The 20,781-nt window shown below is 44.8% G+C and carries 15 protein-coding genes; 10 read left to right on the plus strand and 5 right to left on the minus strand.

What is annotated here, in order from left to right; translation table 11 throughout:
• The first annotated feature begins 433 nt into the window (after window positions 1-433).
• From ACIFSR_RS27735 to ACIFSR_RS27760, 6 genes are all read left to right on the plus strand, one after another.
• Entirely contained in the window at window positions 434-8,632 is an 8,199-nt protein-coding gene (locus tag ACIFSR_RS27735; RefSeq protein WP_430061509.1) for an immunoglobulin-like domain-containing protein, read from the plus strand.
• A 451-nt stretch (window positions 8,633-9,083) separates the two neighbouring features.
• Complete coding sequence (locus tag ACIFSR_RS27740) at window positions 9,084-9,776, plus strand: response regulator transcription factor (RefSeq protein ID WP_430061511.1); 693 nt, start codon at window positions 9,084-9,086, stop codon at window positions 9,774-9,776.
• Window positions 9,777-9,859: 83 nt separating this feature from the next.
• A complete protein-coding gene (locus ACIFSR_RS27745; protein WP_430061513.1) occupies window positions 9,860-10,783 on the plus strand; it encodes an ATP-binding cassette domain-containing protein in 924 nt (307 codons plus the stop codon).
• A complete protein-coding gene (locus ACIFSR_RS27750) occupies window positions 10,776-11,537 on the plus strand; it encodes an ABC transporter permease (protein ID WP_430061515.1) in 762 nt (253 codons plus the stop codon). The genes ACIFSR_RS27745 and ACIFSR_RS27750 overlap by 8 nt, the downstream gene beginning before the upstream one ends.
• Window positions 11,538-11,553: 16 nt before the next feature.
• Window positions 11,554-12,234, plus strand: a complete 681-nt coding sequence (locus tag ACIFSR_RS27755) for a sensor histidine kinase (RefSeq protein WP_430061517.1) — start codon at window positions 11,554-11,556, stop codon at window positions 12,232-12,234.
• Between the two features lie 9 nt (window positions 12,235-12,243).
• A complete protein-coding gene (locus tag ACIFSR_RS27760) occupies window positions 12,244-12,474 on the plus strand; it encodes an ATP-binding protein (RefSeq protein ID WP_430061519.1) in 231 nt (76 codons plus the stop codon).
• A gap of 120 nt (window positions 12,475-12,594) precedes the next feature.
• Here ACIFSR_RS27760 and ACIFSR_RS27765 read toward each other — a convergent pair whose 3' ends face one another.
• A complete protein-coding gene (locus ACIFSR_RS27765) occupies window positions 12,595-13,593 on the minus strand; it encodes a tRNA-dihydrouridine synthase (protein ID WP_430061521.1) in 999 nt (332 codons plus the stop codon).
• A gap of 147 nt (window positions 13,594-13,740) precedes the next feature.
• Here ACIFSR_RS27765 and ACIFSR_RS27770 point away from each other — a divergent pair, with 147 nt between their 5' ends.
• Window positions 13,741-14,175, plus strand: a complete 435-nt coding sequence (locus tag ACIFSR_RS27770; protein WP_430061523.1) for an Lrp/AsnC family transcriptional regulator — start codon at window positions 13,741-13,743, stop codon at window positions 14,173-14,175.
• A 402-nt stretch (window positions 14,176-14,577) separates the two neighbouring features.
• A complete protein-coding gene (locus ACIFSR_RS27775) occupies window positions 14,578-16,008 on the plus strand; it encodes a PLP-dependent aminotransferase family protein (protein ID WP_430061525.1) in 1,431 nt (476 codons plus the stop codon).
• A gap of 62 nt (window positions 16,009-16,070) precedes the next feature.
• Here ACIFSR_RS27775 and ACIFSR_RS27780 read toward each other — a convergent pair whose 3' ends face one another.
• The 3 genes from ACIFSR_RS27780 to ACIFSR_RS27790 all read right to left on the minus strand — a co-directional run bounded on the left by ACIFSR_RS27780 (window position 16,071) and on the right by ACIFSR_RS27790 (window position 18,650).
• Window positions 16,071-17,297, minus strand: a complete 1,227-nt coding sequence (locus ACIFSR_RS27780; RefSeq protein WP_339203975.1) for a benzoate/H(+) symporter BenE family transporter — start codon at window positions 17,295-17,297, stop codon at window positions 16,071-16,073.
• A 10-nt stretch (window positions 17,298-17,307) separates the two neighbouring features.
• Window positions 17,308-18,051 carry a YggS family pyridoxal phosphate-dependent enzyme gene (locus ACIFSR_RS27785; RefSeq protein WP_430061527.1) on the minus strand — a complete coding sequence of 248 codons (744 nt, stop codon included), beginning with the start codon at window positions 18,049-18,051 and terminating at the stop codon, window positions 17,308-17,310.
• A 77-nt stretch (window positions 18,052-18,128) separates the two neighbouring features.
• Window positions 18,129-18,650 (minus strand): pyridoxamine 5'-phosphate oxidase family protein, encoded by a 522-nt coding sequence (locus ACIFSR_RS27790; RefSeq protein ID WP_430061529.1) that lies wholly within the window; start codon window positions 18,648-18,650, stop codon window positions 18,129-18,131.
• 265 nt (window positions 18,651-18,915) lie between these two features.
• On the opposite strand from ACIFSR_RS27790, the gene ACIFSR_RS27795 reads away from it, so the two are divergent.
• Complete coding sequence (locus ACIFSR_RS27795) at window positions 18,916-19,491, plus strand: TetR/AcrR family transcriptional regulator (protein WP_430061531.1); 576 nt, start codon at window positions 18,916-18,918, stop codon at window positions 19,489-19,491.
• 51 nt (window positions 19,492-19,542) lie between these two features.
• A complete protein-coding gene (locus ACIFSR_RS27800) occupies window positions 19,543-20,001 on the plus strand; it encodes an SRPBCC domain-containing protein (RefSeq protein WP_430061533.1) in 459 nt (152 codons plus the stop codon).
• 236 nt (window positions 20,002-20,237) lie between these two features.
• On the opposite strand, the gene ACIFSR_RS27805 is transcribed toward ACIFSR_RS27800, so the two are convergent.
• The gene (locus ACIFSR_RS27805) at window positions 20,238-20,708 is read right to left on the minus strand and encodes a MarR family winged helix-turn-helix transcriptional regulator (protein WP_430061535.1); all 471 of its coding nucleotides are present in this window, start codon (window positions 20,706-20,708) and stop codon (window positions 20,238-20,240) included.
• Between the last annotated feature and the right edge of the window lie 73 nt (window positions 20,709-20,781).

A 20,781-nucleotide genomic window follows, 5' to 3' on the forward strand; every position in this document is an offset into this window, starting at 1 on the left:
TACCTCATTGGAACTTTATTGCAACACTCGTATGATAAGATAAGTCCCCAATATACAAATCGTGTTCCGGGAACTTATTACAGGGTTAAAAGAAGTAGTGAGATTACGTTATTCGCACGTACGCTTATCGCTCTTTGAATCTTGTTATTTTTTTGATCTCGTGAAAACGCTAACATCGGTCAGTTGAGGACGGGTGCGCATTTACAAGACTGGACATATGGAATAGTAGAGGTGATGCGGCAGCTAGCATAAAAGCGGGAAAGTGTTGTCAGGCCACACATGAGGGGTTCATATCGGGTGTAAAGGATCACTTTTTTTGTGCACTACATAAAATCATAGAAAGTTTTGAATTTAGGATTTAAGTGGAGAAGTTTTAAAGAGTTAAGGGATCTCTTCAAAACCAAAAAATAGGATATATGGAGGAAATTTGAGAATGAAAAAAAGACGATTATTAGCATCTTTACTTGTGACAGCGATGCTATTTACTTTGTTTTCTCCGCTTATGGCAGTCAGCGCGGCATGGGGAGATGATGTATCTCTTTTGACCGTAAATGCAGGTGCAGATGGTAATACGGCGACAAACGCCGATGCGCCGGACGGACAGAAAGCGTGGAGCTTAAACACCGGAACCTCAAAGGGCGGGGGTCCTTGGGATAACCTCTTCACGCCGAGCGTGGCGCCTCTAAAAGATGTATCCGCTTACAAGGACGGATACTTCGTTTTCGAGATGTATATTCCAAATGCGAGCTTTAAAAATATGCTAGGCAATAACTGGCTCGTCATCGTAAGCGACAGTAATCCCGCTGCGGATAAGTTCAACGCCGATTCTCGTCTCCAGCTTGATTTGAGCGGAGTTACAAATGCTGCAGTGGGAACATGGGCGACGGTCTATACAAAGTTATCGACGTCAAGTGCCGTAGCCGGGAATTTCAGTGACGCCTGGTTGGACAAAGTAACCAGACTGGCCATGCATCTGCAATGGGATACTAGTGTCCCTAGCACTGACGTTTTCATAAAAAACCCGCGTTTCCAGAAAAGTACGCTAGGCGTTCCGGTTTCACCGTCAACGGCTCCCGCACTTGATGTAGCAACAAAAACAGTAACTGCGAACGCACCGGCTAGCGGGCAAGCAGTGGAATTCGCAATAAGCGAAGATGGGATCGCTCCTGCAGCCGGCTGGGTGGATGGAAGTAAAAACGGTAATGTTTATTCTCATCAATTTGCCACATTGCCTTCAGCGCAGACTTATTATGTATTCGCGCGCGCGAAAGCAGACAACAGTTACAACTTCATCGGCGCATCTTCAAGAATTACGGTAACGTCTATTGACGAACAAACATTGGTTAATGAGGCGGCGGCGTCTCTGACATGGGATGCGATTAAAGGCAGTAATACTTCGAATAACGATGTAAAATCACAACTTAGCCTTCCGACAGCAATAGGAACAACTAACGTAGCATGGTCTTCGGACAATGCGGCAATAAGCAGCACCGGAAGCGTAAATCGTTTATTGAATAGAGAAGTAGACAAAACCGTAGTACTCACGGCGACAATAACCAAGGGTAATGCAAGCGCTACACAAACTTTTACCTTGACGGTGAGAGCTGTGCCGGCGGAGGTCAACGCCCGGGCTGCGACGTATTTTCCTAATATAGAAGAGGGAACAAGCAGCGCTATTGCGCCGGACGGAAATAACGCGGTTAAGCTGGGCGCTGGAAAAATAGGCGCCGGCGTTGAACGGCTTTGGGATGCCCGCTTTGTTAGCAGCAGCGGCAATCAGGATTTATCAGCTTATGCGAATCAATATTTTGTTTTTGATATGTATGTTACACATTCGGACCTTTTAAAGCTCAGCGGCAATAACTGGATCGCGATGGCAAGTGGCGGTAACAATCTTGACACCAATTCGCGTCTTAACCTTAATGTTAACGAAATCAAAAATGGAAAGGTTAATGAATGGATTACAGTTTATGCGCAATTATCAGCAGCCAATTCTCCGAATGGTTTCAATCCCGTTCATTTGGACACGGTACAGGCGGGGAGATTGCAAATGCAATGGTCATCTGTACCCCAAGGCGACATTTATATCAAGAACCCGCGTTTTCAGAATATCGTGGATTCGCCGAAACCTATTCCCACAGCTGTTGAGGCAACGGGCAACGTTACGTTATCTTCAGAAGCGCCAATAAACGGTCAGGCTGTGCAGTTTGCAATCAACACCACTGGTAACGCTCCTGCGGTCGGCGATTGGACGACGGGTACTCTGGGTACAGGCGTTTATACTGCGACATTTACAAAACCAACAGGCAACATCTATTATACATTCGCACGCACAGTTCAAAATACGCAATATCCTTTCGACGGAACGCATACAAGAGTTAAAGTGGAGCATCTTGACGACAATCAAGCAATATCGGACGCAGCAAATAAGCTGACATGGGACACGATTAGGAATTCGAATGTTATTCAATCCGAAGTAAGAACGGGGTTGACTCTTAAGACAACGGGTGCGAACGAAACGGCTATAGAATGGTCGGCTGAACCTGCAGGTATCATAAATACCGCAACTGGCAGTGTTACTCGTGACCCTGACGTAGGAAAAGCCGTAACCCTTACGGCGAAAATAACCAAAGGTAATGCAGCACCTGTTCATAAAATGTTCAATTTGACAGTAGCCAGTTCGACTAACGAACTTGCTGAAGTGTTCATTGACTTCAACGAGCCTGAATCATTTGATGCAGTTGATACCATTGGAAGCGGTTTCGGCGACGGTGGAGATCCGGCCGGACCGTACAAAGGACTACAAGGCAACGGCATAGGCATCAGCCTTATCGGAGACGGCGGTACCGCAGTGGATGTAGTCACTCAAAGCGGCGTAGACGCTGTGAAGATCGGCAACTTTATGTACGTCATTGTAGACGACCTTAAGCTTAAGCAAGCAAACAAGGTTGAATTAGCGGTCACATACTGGAGACCGAGCGCAGCGGGCGGTATTTCGTTACAGTATAACACCATATATCCCGGCAGTTTCTCTGGATTTGAAGCGTATAGATCAGGGAGCCTTCCGGCGACAGGAAGCGGAAACGCTTGGGTGACTTCAAAGGGTGTGCTTAACGGAGCTAATTTTGCGATAGGAGCACAAAATCAAGGTGCGCACTTCCGGATCGGTGCAGCCGGAGCAATCATACAGAGCATACGACTAACCGAAATTCCTCCAACGGATGAAGAAGCGGTAAAACTTGTTTCGGACGCGCTGACATGGGACGCGATCAAGGGTACGAATACCAGACAGGATCTGGTTGAAACCAATTTGAATCTTGCTAAGGCGGGTTCAGCGAGTACGAGCATTGTGTGGGCATCTACCAATAACACGGTGATCAACAGCAACACTGGCGCAGTAGTTCGTCAAGGAGTGAATACATCCGTAACACTCACGGCGACAGTAAGCAAAGGAACGGCAACACCTGTTGTTAAAACATTTAATATCGTCGTTCGCGGAACAGGGACCGGAACCGACGAGGAAGCGGTAAACGATATGCTGAATAAACTGACATGGGATTTAATCAAAGGCGTGAATGCTTCTGAGACTAATGTGACAACGAACTTAGTTCTTCCGTCCATGGGTGAAAATATGACGGATATTACATGGACGACATCCGCTGCTACCCTTATAACCACTGCAGGCGTGATACCGACAAACCGTTCGGACGGCGGAGGCGAGGTAACGCTTACGGCGACGGTAAAAAGAGGTCCGGTAGCTGCTCCTGTAACCCAGACTAAAACCTTTGTGCTTACAGTTCCGGGTCGATATGATTACGCAAAACACATGAGAGCGGCAATCGTTCAGGAATACGACGCGAAAGATTGGGCGATATCGGACTTTAACGTACTCGCTTTTGGTGCGAAAACAGTAGAGATGGCAGAAGCGGAAGGCTTAGTTAATTTCGATAACAGAGAGGCTTTCCAAGCGGCGATTGATGCGGCTTATAATGACGGCGGCGGCGTAGTCTATATTCCGGCGGGAACCTTTGCGTTCCATACGGAAACTACCGGCACAATAAGCGTTCAAAGCACGACAGGCAGTACAACCTATGAATATAAACAGGTTTTAAATTTGCGGGCAGGCGTACAGCTCCGTGGCGAATGGGATAATCCGGATGCGGACGATTACGATGGTAAAATCGACGGAACCATTCTCGCAGTCTATGCCGGACATAATTCAGCCAATTATGACACGTATGTTGACTCTGACGAGAGAGAAAATCAGACAGGCGGCAAAAAAGTAGCTAACGTGTCCGATAGATTCATAGACATGGAACAAGGCACAGGTGTAACAAACATTTCCGTATGGTATCCGAATCAAGATATTAATGCTACAACCACTGTTGAAAAGAGGAACGCAGATGGTCAGAAGACAGGGGAATTTGAGGACATAAAAGGAATTCCGTATCCGTGGACGTTCTATCAGAGAACCGGAAACAGCGTGACGCTTGATAACGTAACTCTTGTAAACGCTTGGGGAGGATTCATTTCCCTGCCGAGCGAAATGCATTATGTTGTGAACAGCAATATGACGGCTCTCTACAAGGGCATCGTGGTTCACACCTGTACAGATATCGGGCGTATCGAGAACGTTGATATTGACCCGAAATACTGGGCGAATTCAGGTCTTGACGGCGCACCGTCTCTTTCGGACGCGAGAGCGTACACAAGAGCGAACGCTACCGGATTCATGATGCACCGATCAGATTGGGAATATGTCTCGGGATTGAATATTTCCGGGTATAAGACGGGGATGTGGATCGGAAGAGAACCTGGCGGCGACGAAGCACCGAACGCGCAGTTCTACGGATTGAAAATCGAAGACAGCCAAACGGGGATATACATTGACAACGTTAATGGTTTCGGCTTGCTGCTCTCGAACTCGGAATTCGGAGGCGACACGGCAGTATATTTCAACGAACGTTTCGACACTTCTGTTCAATTCAACGGAGTTGCATTCAAAGGTCCGATTGTAAGCAACGCCAGAGGCGGAGTGATATCCTTTGAGGATAGTACGTTCGACGAATATGACAATTATGCGCTGAACTTCCTGGGCCGAGGCAACGCATTAGTCAGTCAGAGCAATTTTAAACAGGCAGACAAACATGCACATTTTGGAGCAAACTTCGGAACATTCAAATCGGTAAATTCAGGTTATAACCTTAACATCGAGAGCGCTAACCTTGCCGCTCACATCGATAACCTTGAACTTGACGTTAAGGCTGACGGTAATAACACCGCTGTACAAATCGTTAATGATGTTGATTATCTGTTTGAACCAATTCCGAAAGACGTAAAAACAGATATTGACGTACACCCGAGACCAACATCAAGCGCAGTGCTTAGACTTGACTTTCCACGCTCGTTAACCGGCAACGTGCCGACCGTGGATATATCTGCAAAGCTGCAGGAAGCTCTTGACTATATTAAAGCTAATCACGGCGGCGGCACGATCTATTTACCTGGTGGAAGATATAGACTGAATAATCCCGTCATCGTTCCCGAGGGTGTTGAACTCAGAGGAACATGGGACGTACAGCATCATACTCAAGGCGGCGGCACGGCGATCTTTACAGCGTACACCGGCGGGGCTGAGGGAGAAAACGGAAATTCCCTCATACAGCTTAAGGCAAACGCTGGGCTCAGAGGACTTAACATTGCGCAAACGAATATAACCAGCGTCAATCTCGACAACCCTAACCTAACGCTAAAAACTCCGTTTTTGGTACAGGGACAAGGCGCAGGTGTATATGCAATCAATTTAACGATCCCAATTGGGGATAAAGGAATAGATCTGGCTTCCTATAAAACAGATGGTCACTATGTAGACTATTTAGGCGGCACGCTCCTCAGAGCAGGCATCTGGGTCGGAGGAGGCGCCGAAGGCGGATTTATTAGAAATATGCAATTCAATCCGCATTACGCTTTGAGACTTCCGGGAGGCCAAGGATATTCGGCACCTACCGGCGATTTGTACGGATTCGTACAAAGATACATGAGTGCGCTCAAATTCGCCGATGTGGAAGACCAGACGATTTTCAATAATTTCGTTTTCGGTTCGGTATACGGCATACACTTCCTGAAAAGAGACCTGGGGAACGGCGAATTCGCATACCCTGGAAAAATGACGATGATTGGTCACGGTTCGGATGGAACCACCTATGCTCTCTATGTGGAAGACGCTGACGAACACACCAAAATAATCGCGATCAACTCGGAATTGGTTAATACGAACATCACGACGGAGCCGAATAGAGCGTATGTCAGAATGGGAGATGCAGCTAATACCGCGAAAATCCACCAAGACGCTGAACTAGTCCTGTACAACAGCGCGTTCTGGGGAAGCCCGACCGTAGCTGGAGCAATCGTAAATAACGGTGTCGTTCGCTTACAGCAAGCAAACTTCACTCAGCTGCCCGGCAACAATCCGGGTATTGATGTCCACGGCGGTAAGGCACATGTATACACTTCTTACTTCCAGCCGTCCAAGAACGGCCAGAATAATAATGTGTATGCCATGCTGCGCGAGAGCGGCACATCGGTAGAACTTAGCAACAATTATTACGCATCCGGCTTGAGAAACAGCACCCCGGCGGGCAATCCGTACGGCATTTACGGCTCAGATTTATTGGCGGAACCGTTTGTATTTAACCTAACCAAAAAGGGAGATAAACAACAATTCATCGTTAAGTATAATGTCGGAGGAAGAGCCTCTGCACCCGGAACATTAACAATTGTTTCCCCGGCTGCTTATGCTAAAGATTTCACTCCCATTAAATTTAACGCGCTTGCGGCAGGCGAATCCGTAACCGTAGATTTACCGTATTATGCTGCAGGTCTGATCACATTCAAGCTTCAACTCGAAGACGGAAAAGCATACACCTATACGGCAAAATTTGACGCAGCATACGCCGAAAAGGTAAGTTCTGCAGGTGCAGAAAATCCGGCAAAGAGTGCTGCAACTCCGGCATTTGTAATGGACACCAAAGATTATGTCACTTCGGGAACGTGGGATGGTCCGCAAGACCTCAGCGTAGGATCGCGTTTCGCATGGGACGACAGCAATTTATACGCGTACATTGTCGTTACAGACGACGTGCACTTCAATAGCCAAACCGGAGGAAATATATGGAGAGAGGATAATTTGCAGTTAGGCATTGATTTACGCAATCCCGCAACGAACAGTACTACGCGGAATGAATTGGGGTTCGCGCTCACCAATGACAACAAAGATGTAATATGGGCTTGGACTCGTCCCACAGGCGCCAATGCACCGACTGCTCCGATAACTGATATCGCAGCAAAGATTACGAGAGATGAAGAAACGAAAACGACGATTTACGATTTAAAGATTCCGTTTAATACCGTTCATAATAATCCTGCATCGGAGCTCACGAACGGAAGAGTCGGAATATCAATCATGCTCAATGAATCTGACAGCTCGCGTGAATCAGACAGCACCAGATCCACCTTTGAAGTTGAAAGTGGACAATTAAAAAATTCAAGTTCATTTACAGATGTATATCTGTTAGGCGCAGGCAAATACAATGAAATGCTTGAAGCATCGGCAAGCGCTGCCGTTTCAAAGGCTCTCGCGTCTGGATCAGCTGCCGATATCGCTATAGCTCGCAACTTTGTCACGATTATGGCAGACGGCGAAGTTAAGACGGATCTTCTTAGCAAAATCAAACCTATCGTTCAGGATAGCGAAATCAGCAAAGCTGCTGCTGAATTTGATCTGAATCCTAGCAAGCAGCAAGCAATTGCAATAAAGCTGGAGCTTAAAGGGAATACACTGACAGCCATTAAGAACGGCAGTACACAGCTGCAGGCTGGAACTGATTATGTTGTGAATAGTGATCAGATCACGTTTACGACGGCTTACTTGGCGAAATTACAAAAAGGTACTGCGAAGCTAACGTTTGAGTTTAGCGCAGGACAGCCGCAGGTATTGACGATTACAGTAGTTGATACCACGCCTGACAACAACAACGGCGGCAACAACGGAGGTAACAACGGTAGCAACACCGGCGGAAATCAAGAGAACCAGATTGAATTGAAGGATATTGCGGGACACTGGGCAGAAGCTGCGATTCGTAAAGCAGTGACTAAAGGCTTTGTAGTTGGCTACAAGGATCAAACCTTCAAGCCAAATGCGGCGGTAACCCGTGCGGAATTTGCAGTGATGTTATCCCGTGCATTGACTGTACAAAGTGATGGAAAGCAGCATGCCTTTAATGATGAAGCTGACATTGCTCCATGGGCAAAAGAAGCGCTTGAGCAGGCTGTATCAGCGGGGATTTTAAGCGGCTATGCGGATGGAACTCTGCGTCCAAATAGCGGTTTGACGCGCGCTGAGCTTGCAGTTATGATAGCTCGTTCGTTGAAGCTGGAAGACCAAAAGGACAAAGCAGCAAACTTTACTGACCAAGCTAAACTGCCAGAGTGGGCAAAAGGCGCGATTGGCGCAGTAGCTGCAATGGGGATTATGCAGGGCAAGGAAGGCGGCAAGTTTGACTTCAATGCAGTGGCAACCAGAGCGGAAGTAACTACAATTCTGCTCCGTATTTTGGAGCTGGATGAGAATTAAGAAGATCAGTCAGCAGAATTGTTGCAAGCGGATCGTAGAGTCTTAATCAGTGAGGATGTCAGCGGCGATTAGCCAAGTCTGACATCCTTTTTATTTGCCTTTGTATGGTTGAGCTTTTTATAGACGATTTATGATGATTGTAATGGGGAATAAGAAAATTTCTAAACCAGTTGTTTAGGGTTGTAATACCTAATGGTGGGAGAGCGCATCGCTGGCAGCGATGCACTCAAGGGTGACGGCCCCGATAGGTTCCACCAATATAACAAATCAACCACGCCCTCTGGACGTGGTTTTCTGTAGGAATAGATGATGTTTTTTTAGTTTTATTTTATACTATTACATATACCGTTTATTGTAAAAACATCTGGCGCGTAGAAACCACATTTGTTTGAACGGCTTGATAATCACGAATCATGGTCATCTTCTTTCATAGAAAAAATAAGGAGAAACAATGAACAATTCGATACATATTCTAGTTGCCGAGGACGATAGCGATATCAGCCGATTGCTGTGCAATATTATTAAGAAAAGCGGTTATATACCCCAGCCGGCCTACTCAGGAACAGAGGCGCTTCTCTATCTCGAGCGGCGCCAATGGAGCATGTTGCTTCTCGATCTGATGCTGCCAGGAATGACAGGAGAAGAACTGCTCAAGCGGTTCGACGGACGTGACGACATGCCGGTAATCATCATTTCGGCCAAAGGTGAGCCGCGGACCAAAGTGTCTGTCCTACGTGGGGGAGCGGATGATTTCATTACTAAACCATTTGATGTTGAGGAAGTTTCTGCACGAATCGATTCCCAGCTTCGCATGTATGCGCGAATCGCGCAACCGCCTAAGCCTAACATGCTAAAACATAAGGAACTTATACTTGATCGAGACGCTATGTCGGTTACTGCAGCTGGGGCGGAACTGACTCTCACGGCTAGAGAGTTTGAAATTCTCTCATTGCTTTTGTCGGCACCGAAAAAGGTATTCACGAAGTCCAATTTGTACGAAAGGGTTTGGCAAGAACCTTTCTACGGCGACGACAACACCATTAACGTCCATTTGAGCAATTTGCGCAGCAAGCTGGTCAAGGCGGCACCAGGAAGCGATTTTATTGAGACGGTATGGGGCATGGGCTATCGGCTAAGACCTTAAGACATTCTTAAGTATTGGCTTTAGTACCTCTTATGTTTTTGTTTCTATACTTGGTCTATCACAAAAAGGAGGCCAAGACGAAGATGCAAGAGTATGTATTAAAAACAAATCAGTTATCCAAAAAGTACAAAGGCCATTCAGCGCTGGACAAAGTTAATTTGTCAATCCGCAGAGGCTCGATTTATGGATTTATTGGACAAAATGGAGCCGGAAAATCAACATTGATCCGCCTTGTGACAGGACTTGCTTTTCCAACCGATGGATCGATTGAGCTGTTCGGCGCAAGCGAAGAGCAGGCATTGATCCAAGCACGCAAGAGAATCGGCTCCATTATTGAGAGTCCTGCCTTGTTCCCTCAGATGACAGCCAGCGAGAATCTGGAAGCGAACCGGATTCTGCGCGGCATTCCTGGCAAAGAATGCGTTCCAAGGATGCTGGAGCAGGTTGGACTACAAGGGACCGGCAAGAAAATAACGAAAAACTTCTCACTAGGAATGAAACAGCGGCTAGGTCTGGCGATCGCTTTGCTGGGTGATCCGGAATTCCTGATTCTGGACGAACCCACCAATGGGTTGGATCCGATGGGCGTCGTCGAAATGCGGGAGCTGCTCATGCAATTAAATCGTGAGTTGGGCATTACGATATTAATATCAAGCCATATTCTTAGCGAGTTGCATTTGATGGCAAGCCATTATGGCATTATCCATCGTGGTCGTTTACTAGAGCAGCTCACTGCTGAGGAATTGGATTTGAAATGCCAGCAGTATGTGTATATCAAAGTGAGTGATCCGGGCAAGGCAACAGCTGTTATTCAGAATGAGCTGGGCACGGCTGATTTCGAAGTGATGCAGGATGGGGCCATAAAGTTGTATAGTCCTATTGATAAACCAAGTAAAATATCGTCGTTGCTTTTCTCCGCAGGCCTTGAAATTGAAAAGTTTACACCCATGGGTGAGGATTTGGAGAGTTATTTCACGAAGCGGATCGGGGCTAATTCGCATGTATAATCTGATCAGAGTTGAGTTTTTCAAGCTCCGCAAGAACAGATCGTTCTGGACGTTGCTGATCGCACTTGCCCTAATCTCGCTTGCTTACCCCTTGCTCTACTATTTTGATCATCGATCAAATGGAGAGACTCAGTTCACGGGAGCCGAATTTTTGGTTACCTTTATTTCAAGCAATGTCTACGCTATCAAGTTCGGAGTAGCTGTTTTGGCTGGCTTCTTTATCTGCAATGAATATTCTACAGGTATCATGAAAACAATTGCTTCGTCGGGAAACACTAGAGGGCGACTGTATGCAGCAAAGCTGACGGTGTTCGCAGTTGGTGCGATGTTGATTTCTCTCGTCTTTCCAATCGTCAGCACAGTCGAAGTCACGCTGCTTTCAAGCTTTGGTCATTTACCGGAGGGAACTACCATTCTTTTCATACCTCGAGCTCTTGGGCTGACACTATTGTACACGGCTGCCTACGCGGCCATTGGTGCGCTGTTCACTGTAATCCTTACTGACAGCGGCAAAACGATCGGGATTACAATGATTTTCTTTTTAGTGATCGATATCGTTTTGGCTGGCATAGGTTCGAAGGTCGAATTTTTTGGTATGTTGTACGATTATTCCATCTTCAAACTGGTTGGCCAAATCGGTGAACCTAGGATCGATAGCGGAGATTTGCCCACGCTCTTACTCGTGCCGCTGCTGACAATCGGCTTATCCGCTATTATCGGTATTTTCGTGTTCCGCAGAAAGGATATTAAATAATAGATGGGAGGGGGGCATGTTGCTTATCCTGACGATCTTGTCGATGGCGGCAGCAGCTCTCCTGTTTGTCCATCTGTTGATGCTAAGGTGGGAGTTAGGTCGGATGACGGATCAATTGCGAAGCTATAATGAAGGGTTGACCGGTAAAAAAATCGACGTTGCTCTATTCGATCAGAAGCTCGAGCAGCTTGCTGGGCAGATCAATCGTCAGTCCCATTTCATCTTCGAAGCGGAAGCTCATAGAAAAAGAATCGAAAATGAATTTCGGCAGGCGGCCGTAAACATTTCCCATGATATCCGTACTCCGCTAACCTCCATTCTCGGATACATCCAACTGTTGGAGGTGGAGTCTATAACGCCTGAGGAGAAACTCGAATACGTCGCTACTGTTAAAAATCGGACAAAGCGCCTACAGGCATTGCTAGACGATTATTTTGAACTATCCGTGATCGAATCGCTGGATTATTCCCTTAAAACCGAAAAGCTTGAGCTGACCAACCTGATCACTGACATTATTGTCGAATTTTATGATGCATTCAACGAACGCGGCATTACGCCTGACATACGGCTTCCGGACGAAAAAATGACCATATACGCCGACGAATCGGCTGTACGGAGAGTTGTTGAAAATTTGCTTGTCAACACGGTCAAGTATGCGGTCGGCCAGGTGGAAATCTGTTTAGAACGGCAGCGATAAACGGTAGATTTGACGATTATCAACGACGCGAAGGAACTAGCTGGAAGCGACGTTAGCCTCTTGTTCGATCGGTTCTACACTGCAGACCGTGCAAGGTCCGCCCAAACATCGGGGCTTGGCCTCTCAATCGCCAAAAGTCTGATGAATAACATGGGTGGCTCGCTGACAGCCGAACTGTACGGTGAAAAGTTGATGATAGTTTGTCGCTGGAAACTTGCAACCGAGGTACTGATTTCGTAATGAATGAAGTATCTGTAGCGGAAAGTTAATGCTCTAGAGAAAAACCAGCGTAATGAAAGAGCCACCAGGGAAAACTGGTGGCTCTTTGTATGACTAACGATCTTATAAGCACTCCTTTAGCTATAAGGTACTAGGGTGTTCCTCAGGTATTAATAATTGTTTGGCATAATATGGATCATCCAAGAGAGGGCGGCCAATCGCGATTCCATCCGCTAGTTGATCCTCGAGTATACGATTGGCAAGACTGCGGGTATAAATCTTTCCAACTGCAATAATGGGGATGTTGAAATGCTGTTTGATCGCAGCCGCATGCGGCAACTGATAAGCATTGTATACGTCACTAGGCTGCATTGGCATATTCCCGCCTGTAGAGACATGGATTGCATCCAATTCAGATTCGAGCGGTTTTAACATTCGTGCCCACTCTATGGGGGTTAACCCTCCTTCGCAATAGTCGGTTGCAGAAATTCGGATGATAACCGGATAATTATTGCCAACTTCTCTTCTAATCGCATAGAGGATCTCCTTTAGAAACCTTGTTCTGTTTTCGGAAGTACCACCATATGCATCCAGCCTTGAATTCGATAGTGGTGATAAGAACTGGTGGAGTAAAAAACCATGTGCTGCATGAATCTCAATGCCGTCAAACCCTGCTGCTATACTTCGTTTGGCCGCAAGACGATATTCCTCAACAATTTGTTCAATACCTTCAACAGTCAAAGACTCGGGTGTGCCATAATATTCGTCGTATGCAATCGCGCTAGGTGCGACTAATGTTCTCGTCACTTCGGGTGAAGATTTTCGTCCGCCATGCGATAACTGAATAAAGACGGGGGTTTGGTGTACATGGATCGCGTTCGTAATATTTTTTAAAGGTTCCACGTGCTGATCCGTAAAAATTCCGATATCATTTCCCCAAAGCCTCCCATTTGAAGAGATTGCGGTGGATTCCAAGATCACGAGCCCGACATGTTTTGCTCTCTGGCTGTAATGTTCAACATGATGAACTCCAGCAAATGCCTCGGGAGTACCCATGTACTGCTGCATAGGTGCCATAATTAATCGATTTCTTAAAGTTAACCCTCTTAAAGGCAGGGGATCATTTAATGTAAATGTCATAGCGCATTCTCCTTTTCAAATGTGTGTTTACATTTTATTGAATAAAAACTATGATTTACATAGTATTCTTAAGGAAGAATGCATCCAAAACCTAAATTATGTAGTTCTTCTAAGTTCACAACCTTTAAAAATGAGGTGATTTCGTTAATGGATCAAATCGACTCCAAAATTTTATCTTTAATGTTCGAAAATGCTCGGATTCCGATTTCTGAAATGAGCAGAATGATTGCGATGTCGCAGCCGGCTGTAACGGAAAGGCTTCGAAAGTTGGAAGAGCAAGGCATGATAACTGCCTATCGTGCGAAGCTTAATCCTCATAAATTAGGCTTGTATACAACTGCCTTTGTACTGTTCAAAACGAATTGTTGCAATGATTTTATTACATTCAGCGAATCATCCTCTGAGATTATCGATCTTTACAGAATAAGCGGAGAGTATAACTTTTTAATGAAGGTGTTATCCGAAACAACAGAATCAATGACCAACTTTCTTGATAGGTGCAGCCCATTCGGATTTTCAACGACCTTAATTGTTCTCTCGACGGCTTTCGAAGATAAAAGTTTGGTAGCAAACAATATGTGATTAGGGACGAAACGGAATATCTAGATAGTTTCACTACAGAAACGGCAGCGTTGCCGTTTTTTATTTTGATCTTTGTGTGTATGATATTCCATTAGAAAATGATGAATAAAGCCTTTCGGAATAAACTCCAAAAGGTTTCATATCTAAATTCTATAGCTAGATTTTCAACATTGTGTAGTCATCGTAGAAACCGAGGCAAGAATTCAACTACCTCAAATTATTTATTGCGGGCAGAAATTTGAATGCAGTATTGTCGGATGGAATCGGTTATTTTTTATAACTACATTGCTGGGGCAACTAGAAGCATGATAGTATTTCAAGTAATGGAATGTTGCTAAATGATAATTAGAAGAAATTAAAGCAATCCATAAATTAATCCGAATACAACTAGAGGTGAACAGGATGCTGAAAATTAACCGTGAGGACAAGCGTCCAATATGGCAACAACTGCTTGATCAAGCAATCCATAATATCACAACCGGCAAATGGCAGCCAGGCGAGTTGCTGCTGCCTTCTCGTGAACTTGCACTATTAGTGGGTGTCTCTCGTTCAACGATACAGATTGTTTATGAGGAATTATTTAGTCGCGGCTACACGGTTACTTCAAGGCGCGGCGGAACAAGGGTGAGTGACTGGAACAGCAGAACAAGTTTTACAGAGGATGTGAAACCCCAAGGGCCTATCACCCCAGAGTTACCTTTATTAAACGAAGCAGTTAGTCATTTGCAGAGCTGGTTTAGAGGCAAAGAATATCAAAATGTTGAGATCGATTTCAGCCCGCATGAGCCTTATTTGGATCAACATTTTCAGAAAAACTGGAGACACTCATTTTTGCAAGCCTCGAAAGAAACGGACCTGGACAGTTGGACATATGGCAACGCTTATGGTTTCGTTCCACTACGTGAACAGATTGGGCGTTATCTGTCACTCGAGCGAGGTGTTCACGTGCATATCGATCAAATTATTTTAACTTCGGGCGCACAACATAGCCTTGATTTGATCGCTCAAGCACTTTTAAATGAAGGAGAAACGGTTTCCGTAGAAGATCCCGGTTTCCCCGCCGCATGGATGGCCATGAAATATCGGCGGATGAATGTTGTACCTGTCCCAGTTGATGATTACGGATTACAGGTAGACCACATTCATCCACAATCAAAGCTTGTTTATGTTACGCCTTCACATCAGTGTGCAGTTGGGGTGATCATGTCGGAGCCCCGCAGGCAACAATTGCTATATATGGCTGCTCAGCAGCAATTTTGGATTGTGGAAGACGACTATGACAGCGAATTTCGGTATCGTGGCGACCCGTTGCCTACGTTGTTTAGCCAGCAATCTCAGAACACATTGTATATGATGAGTTTTTCAAAAATGATTGCTCCTGGTATACGAATATCCGCAATCATTGGACCCCAAAAAGCCATTCGCCAGCTAGCACAAGTCCAAGAGCTAACCTATCGTCACCTTCCGATTATGGAGCAATTAACGCTTACACACTTTATTGAACATGGGTATTTCATGCGTCACATGAGAAGGGTCAGAAACGTATATCGGCGCAGACATGAAGCGATGTCGAAAGCCATTAGCTCATCTGGCTTAGGAGAACGTTTCAAGCTTAGCGGCGTAGAAACGGGATTACACATGTTTTTAGAAGCGGAAGACTCGTTTAACGAACAAGCCTTTACGAACCAAGCGTTAGAAAAGGGAGTACGCGTTTATCCGCTTAGCCATTATTGTTTGGAAAGTAATCGAAAAGGGTGGGTGCTTGGTTTTGCTAAAGTAGATGAGTCAGCAATAAAAAAAGGGATTTATCGTCTTGCGGAGATGCTGCTATAATTCGAACATCTCCGTCTCTTGGGTGAGTCGATCTGTCTCTGTATTTATGATCATGTTTCCTACTATTTCTGCTGAGCTTGTTTTATTCTACTCATTCTGGATGTTTTTTGGCGGAATTGTCCATGTATCAAAATATGCGCGGCCAAACCTGCAACGAGACCCCAAAATGCACCGCCAACACCAAGTAATGTAACATTTGCAGCCGTTGCTAAAAAAGTAATCAGAGCTGTCTCACGTCCCTTGGGATCAATTAAAGCGCCTGCAAGGCTGCTGCCAATTGTTCCAAGCAAGGCCAATCCGGCTAACGTCGCGATGAAGGTGGCAGGAAGAATCAGAAACAAAGCAGCTAGCGTCACACCAAATAGGCCGACGATAATGTAAAAAATACCACAAGCAATTCCTGCTATATAACGTTTATTTGAGTCTTCATGCGAGTCTTTACCTGTACAAATCGCTGCAGTAATAGCTGCTACATTAAAAGCATGCGACCCGAATGGTGCTGCAAGGAGTGAGCCTAAACCGGTTACTGTCAAAATCGGATTCGCACTCGTTTTAAATCCATCATTTCGCAATACTAGCATTCCAGGCATATATTGCCCCGTTAAAGTAATAACAAATAGAGGTAATGCTACGCTGAGTAAAGTATCAAATGAAAACTCGGGAACAACAAATATAGGTGTTGCGATTGCCCATTTGATATTGCTGAAATCTACATTCTTCACACTAATCAAGTAGATAAGTCCAATTATTAAAATACCGATGATAGCATAACGGGATGTAAACCTTTTTAATATCACATAAGCAGCAAATAGGACAACGACAAGTAACGGGTCAAATTCCGCTCCACCGAAGGCTGAAATACCAAACTTCAATAGAATGCCAGCCAGCAAACCAGAAGCAATGCCTGAGGGAATAAGCCGTACGAAACGCTCGAACATTCCCGATAATCCCAAAGCAATAAACGCTAAAGCAGAGATGATGTAAGCGCCAATCACTTCAGAATATGGGGTTACCGCTAATGCTGAAACGAGAAAAGCTGCACCTGGTGTGGACCAAGCCGTAATAATCGGTTCACGGTATCGATAACTTAGCCAAATACCAGTAATCCCCACACCAACGGAGATCGACATTACCCATGAAGCAGTCATTTCAGCGCTCAGACCAGCTGCTTTGGCTGCTTGAAATACGAGAACAAAGGTCCCGCCATAGTTGACAATGACAGATATTAAAGCAGCTATGGTAGGAGATATAAAATCACGGCTGCGCAGTGAAGATGATATTGTATCCATATTCTCTCTCCTAATCATTCTGTTGTGCGGTTTCATCCCAGTAATACTCATCCGGTAAATATCGCTTGCCAAATACGCTTGTCCCTACTCTTATAATGGTTGCCCCTTCTTCAATAGCAACCTTGAAATCCCCAGACATGCCCATCGATAGAATATCCATTGCTACCCTAGGCAGCTCCTTCTCTATAATCTGTGATTGAATTTTTTTTAATAAGCGGAAGCAATGTCGAGTCTCGTCATTTGTAGCATTCAGTTTTCCAATAGTCATCAAGCCTTTAACATTTAATGTTTCAAAATGAGACAATTGTTGAACCAACTCCAGTACAGATTCCGGTAAAACACCGAATTTGCTTTCTTCAAATGATGTATTGACTTGTACCAAGATATCCAAAGTTTTGTTTTCTTTAAGGAGCTGCTGATGCAAGGCTTTTCCGAGCTTCAAACGATCCACAGAATGAATGAGGGTGACATATTTAACAACGTCCTTCACTTTATTCGTTTGCAGATGTCCGATAAAATGCCATTCTACTTGGTTGTACTGCTGCATAAGCGGGAATTTCTCGCGAAGTTCTTGAGCTTTATTTTCGCCAAATAATACTTCACCCGCTTGTATGGCTATGCGCAACTTTTCAAACTGAACCGTTTTTGTCGCTAACAAAAGCTTCACTTCATCTTTCTTGCGTCCTGAGTGCTGGCAAGCCAATTCCATCTGATCCCTTACGGATCTAAGATTTTGTTCAACGAAATGGACCAAGTTCGTTCAGCCTTCTTTCTGGAAACGCGCAGACTATGCGCAATGTTTTTTCTGTATAGTCATCCTTTAGACTTTTTTTACTTGTACATTTTTTCTGCCTCAATCGGATTTTCTTTTGCTGTTATATGATGGGGGTCAATTCGGTACACCTGAACAGAAGTATTGAAAACAGCAGACCTGTATTTATCTACATGCTGTTTGGACAATGGGCGGTTATAATAACCAGGCACATATTTGTGGAGCATTTCCTGCAACATGTATGTAGCTTCGTCCAGATCAACGATGAGCTCGGCCTTGCCGAAAATCATGACGCTCATATAGGCTGTGTCCGTCTTAGCCGGTACTGGATCAGTAATGGTTCCATATTCTTCACAAACCGTAAAACAAACCTCAGGGTTTACACTCATGACCTGATTGCGTCTCCCGCCTGCGGCACCATGAAAATAAAGCTTCTCATTTGCCCAAACAAAGTTGAGCGGAACAACATAGGGCAGCTGACCATCAACCATGCCTAGATGGCCAATTCGCGCTTTGCTCAGGAAAGCTTTAATTTTGTTGCTATCGAGCACCTCTCTAATCTTGTAACGAACCATATCCATTTCAACCACTCCTTCAATACTGATTTATTTTCGCTAGCATATCAGTCATTGGAGTGAGTTAGTAGATCCAAAAATACTCTTATCGAGCAATCCATATTTATTTGGTGGTTCGGAAATTTCTATGGCATTGCCACTCGGAGGAACAACGAGGCTGTTGACATTTCTGAAAGTTAACGATATTCTAAAAGAAATTATGTTAGTGAGTACTAACTATAAATGCCTGGGATCTACTAAAATAAATGAGGATTTGGATTTGGAGAAAAGGATGACCACCGATAATAAAAGCAAGCTGATGCTGGCAGCAATCGATTTAATGGCTGAGAAAGGCTACAAAGGTGTATCAACGAAGGAGATAGCTGCAGCGGCGGGCGTCAGCGAGATGACCTTGTTCCGCAATTTTGGAAGCAAGCAAAATCTACTGGACAAAGCAGTCGATCATTATCATTATTCGATTGAAATGACTAAGATTTTTCATGAAAAAGTAATTTGGGATTTGAGAGCGGACTTGCTCATGATAAGCCAAATGTATCATGAGATCATGGATCGAAACCGTAAACTGTTTCTCATTGTCTTGAGTGACAACGAGCTGGCCGAGATTCGTGAGAAGGCGCAGAAGCATCCGCGGAAACTATTGGAGTTATTGACGAATTATTTTGCAGACATGCAGGAAAAGAACAAACTGATTGCAACCGATGCGGAAACACTGGCGATTACCTTCATGTGGATGAATTATGGAGCTTTCATAACAAAGCTATTTGGTGCGTCATCCATCACTAAGGTGACCCAGCAAAATTTTATGCAATCGAGCATTGAATTGTTTGTTAGAGCTCTGACTCCGTAGTTTTTTAAGCATTAGTTAGTGAGTACCAACAACCATTTGGGAGGTGTTGCAATGAGTAACAAACAATATTCCGAATCAGGCAAAATAGTTGGTCAAACGGCATCGGTGGGTTATCAAGTTGGTGTTCGGAGAACGTTTCCGATTTCGCAAGAAGAAGCATGGGCGTTTCTCACCTCTACCGAAGGGCTGAAATTATGGCTCGGCAGCCTATCTTTCTTAAATTTGCACAAGGGAGAGACTTTTACGACTCCTGAAGGTATTTCTGGCGAATTTAGGGTTGTAAAACCGTTTCAGCAGCTTCGGTTAAAGTGGGAGAAGAACGAATGGGAGAAAACATCTACGCTGCAAATCCGGCTGCTATCCGATAAACCTGACAAAACAACGATCAGTTTCCATCAAGAGAATCTGGATCATCCGAATACGCGTGAACAAATGAAGCTTTATTGGGAAGATGTACTGATGGCCATTAGACTTAAGACAAGTGATTCCGTAAATGATGAAAGGAGATAAATAAATATGAATAAGCCCAGTCATATCAATCTTCGAGTAAACCATTTGGAAAGCATGCTGCGCGATGAGGTCAGAGGTTAGGCCCCAAATAAACTTCACAAACAACAAATAAACTACTTCATCTGAAGTGGTTTATTTGTTGTTTGGTGGAGCCTTGCAAGGGGATCCAATGATCGAGCACGCCCAATTAGGCGATTTTTTAGGATCATGTCGTACTTTTTTTAGCTTTGGCCAATTCAAATGATCTCATTATTTTGCTCAAATCCATTAATGGACTTAAGCATTTCGATAAATGTATCAAGTTGTTGATTATCCCATTGGGATATGCGTTCATAAAAAAAGTTTTCCTTATCCCGCAGAGCATCAAATGTTTTTTTGCGTCCAAGTTCTGTGAGAGTAAGAAGTATCGCTCGGCGATCATCCGGAGAGCCTTCCCTTTTTACATAACCCAAAATCTCTAGTTGTTTGACGAGACGGCTGACCGAGCTTCGGTCCATAGCAGTTGAATCTGCCAAGATAGAGGCGCTTGTTGGACCATGGGAGTACAGCCATCTCACAATATGGAAAGCCGCAGGTTGTATTGAGGAATCGAAATAAGCAGAAGTTCTGACATTCAGCGCATGCGAGGCGCTAATGAGGGCATTAATTTGTTCGCCGAGCTTCAGCTCTAATTGTCCTCTCAGCGTGTCTTTACGTTCTTCATTCATTATTGGTACCACCTAACCTAGATTTTTCAAAGAAAGCACACTCATTATTTAATTGACATATATCAATCACTTA

This window comes from Paenibacillus sp. NRS-1760 (genome assembly GCF_050467785.1).
GTDB lineage: Bacteria > Bacillota > Bacilli > Paenibacillales > Paenibacillaceae > Pristimantibacillus.

What these genes read in the sequence shown, in the direction of transcription:
- ACIFSR_RS27735 (WP_430061509.1), top strand. Translation starts at nt 434, where the DNA reads ATGAAAAAAAGACGATTATTAGCATCTTTACTTGTGACAGCGATGCTA.
- ACIFSR_RS27740 (WP_430061511.1), top strand. Translation starts at nt 9,084, where the DNA reads ATGAACAATTCGATACATATTCTAGTTGCCGAGGACGATAGCGATATC.
- ACIFSR_RS27745 (WP_430061513.1), top strand. Translation starts at nt 9,860, where the DNA reads ATGCAAGAGTATGTATTAAAAACAAATCAGTTATCCAAAAAGTACAAA.
- ACIFSR_RS27750 (WP_430061515.1), top strand. Translation starts at nt 10,776, where the DNA reads ATGTATAATCTGATCAGAGTTGAGTTTTTCAAGCTCCGCAAGAACAGA.
- ACIFSR_RS27755 (WP_430061517.1), top strand. Translation starts at nt 11,554, where the DNA reads ATGTTGCTTATCCTGACGATCTTGTCGATGGCGGCAGCAGCTCTCCTG.
- ACIFSR_RS27765 (WP_430061521.1), bottom strand. Translation starts at nt 13,593, where the DNA reads ATGACATTTACATTAAATGATCCCCTGCCTTTAAGAGGGTTAACTTTA.
- ACIFSR_RS27770 (WP_430061523.1), top strand. Translation starts at nt 13,741, where the DNA reads ATGGATCAAATCGACTCCAAAATTTTATCTTTAATGTTCGAAAATGCT.
- ACIFSR_RS27775 (WP_430061525.1), top strand. Translation starts at nt 14,578, where the DNA reads ATGCTGAAAATTAACCGTGAGGACAAGCGTCCAATATGGCAACAACTG.
- ACIFSR_RS27780 (WP_339203975.1), bottom strand. Translation starts at nt 17,297, where the DNA reads ATGGATACAATATCATCTTCACTGCGCAGCCGTGATTTTATATCTCCT.
- ACIFSR_RS27790 (WP_430061529.1), bottom strand. Translation starts at nt 18,650, where the DNA reads ATGGATATGGTTCGTTACAAGATTAGAGAGGTGCTCGATAGCAACAAA.
- ACIFSR_RS27795 (WP_430061531.1), top strand. Translation starts at nt 18,916, where the DNA reads ATGACCACCGATAATAAAAGCAAGCTGATGCTGGCAGCAATCGATTTA.
- ACIFSR_RS27800 (WP_430061533.1), top strand. Translation starts at nt 19,543, where the DNA reads ATGAGTAACAAACAATATTCCGAATCAGGCAAAATAGTTGGTCAAACG.
- ACIFSR_RS27805 (WP_430061535.1), bottom strand. Translation starts at nt 20,708, where the DNA reads ATGAATGAAGAACGTAAAGACACGCTGAGAGGACAATTAGAGCTGAAG.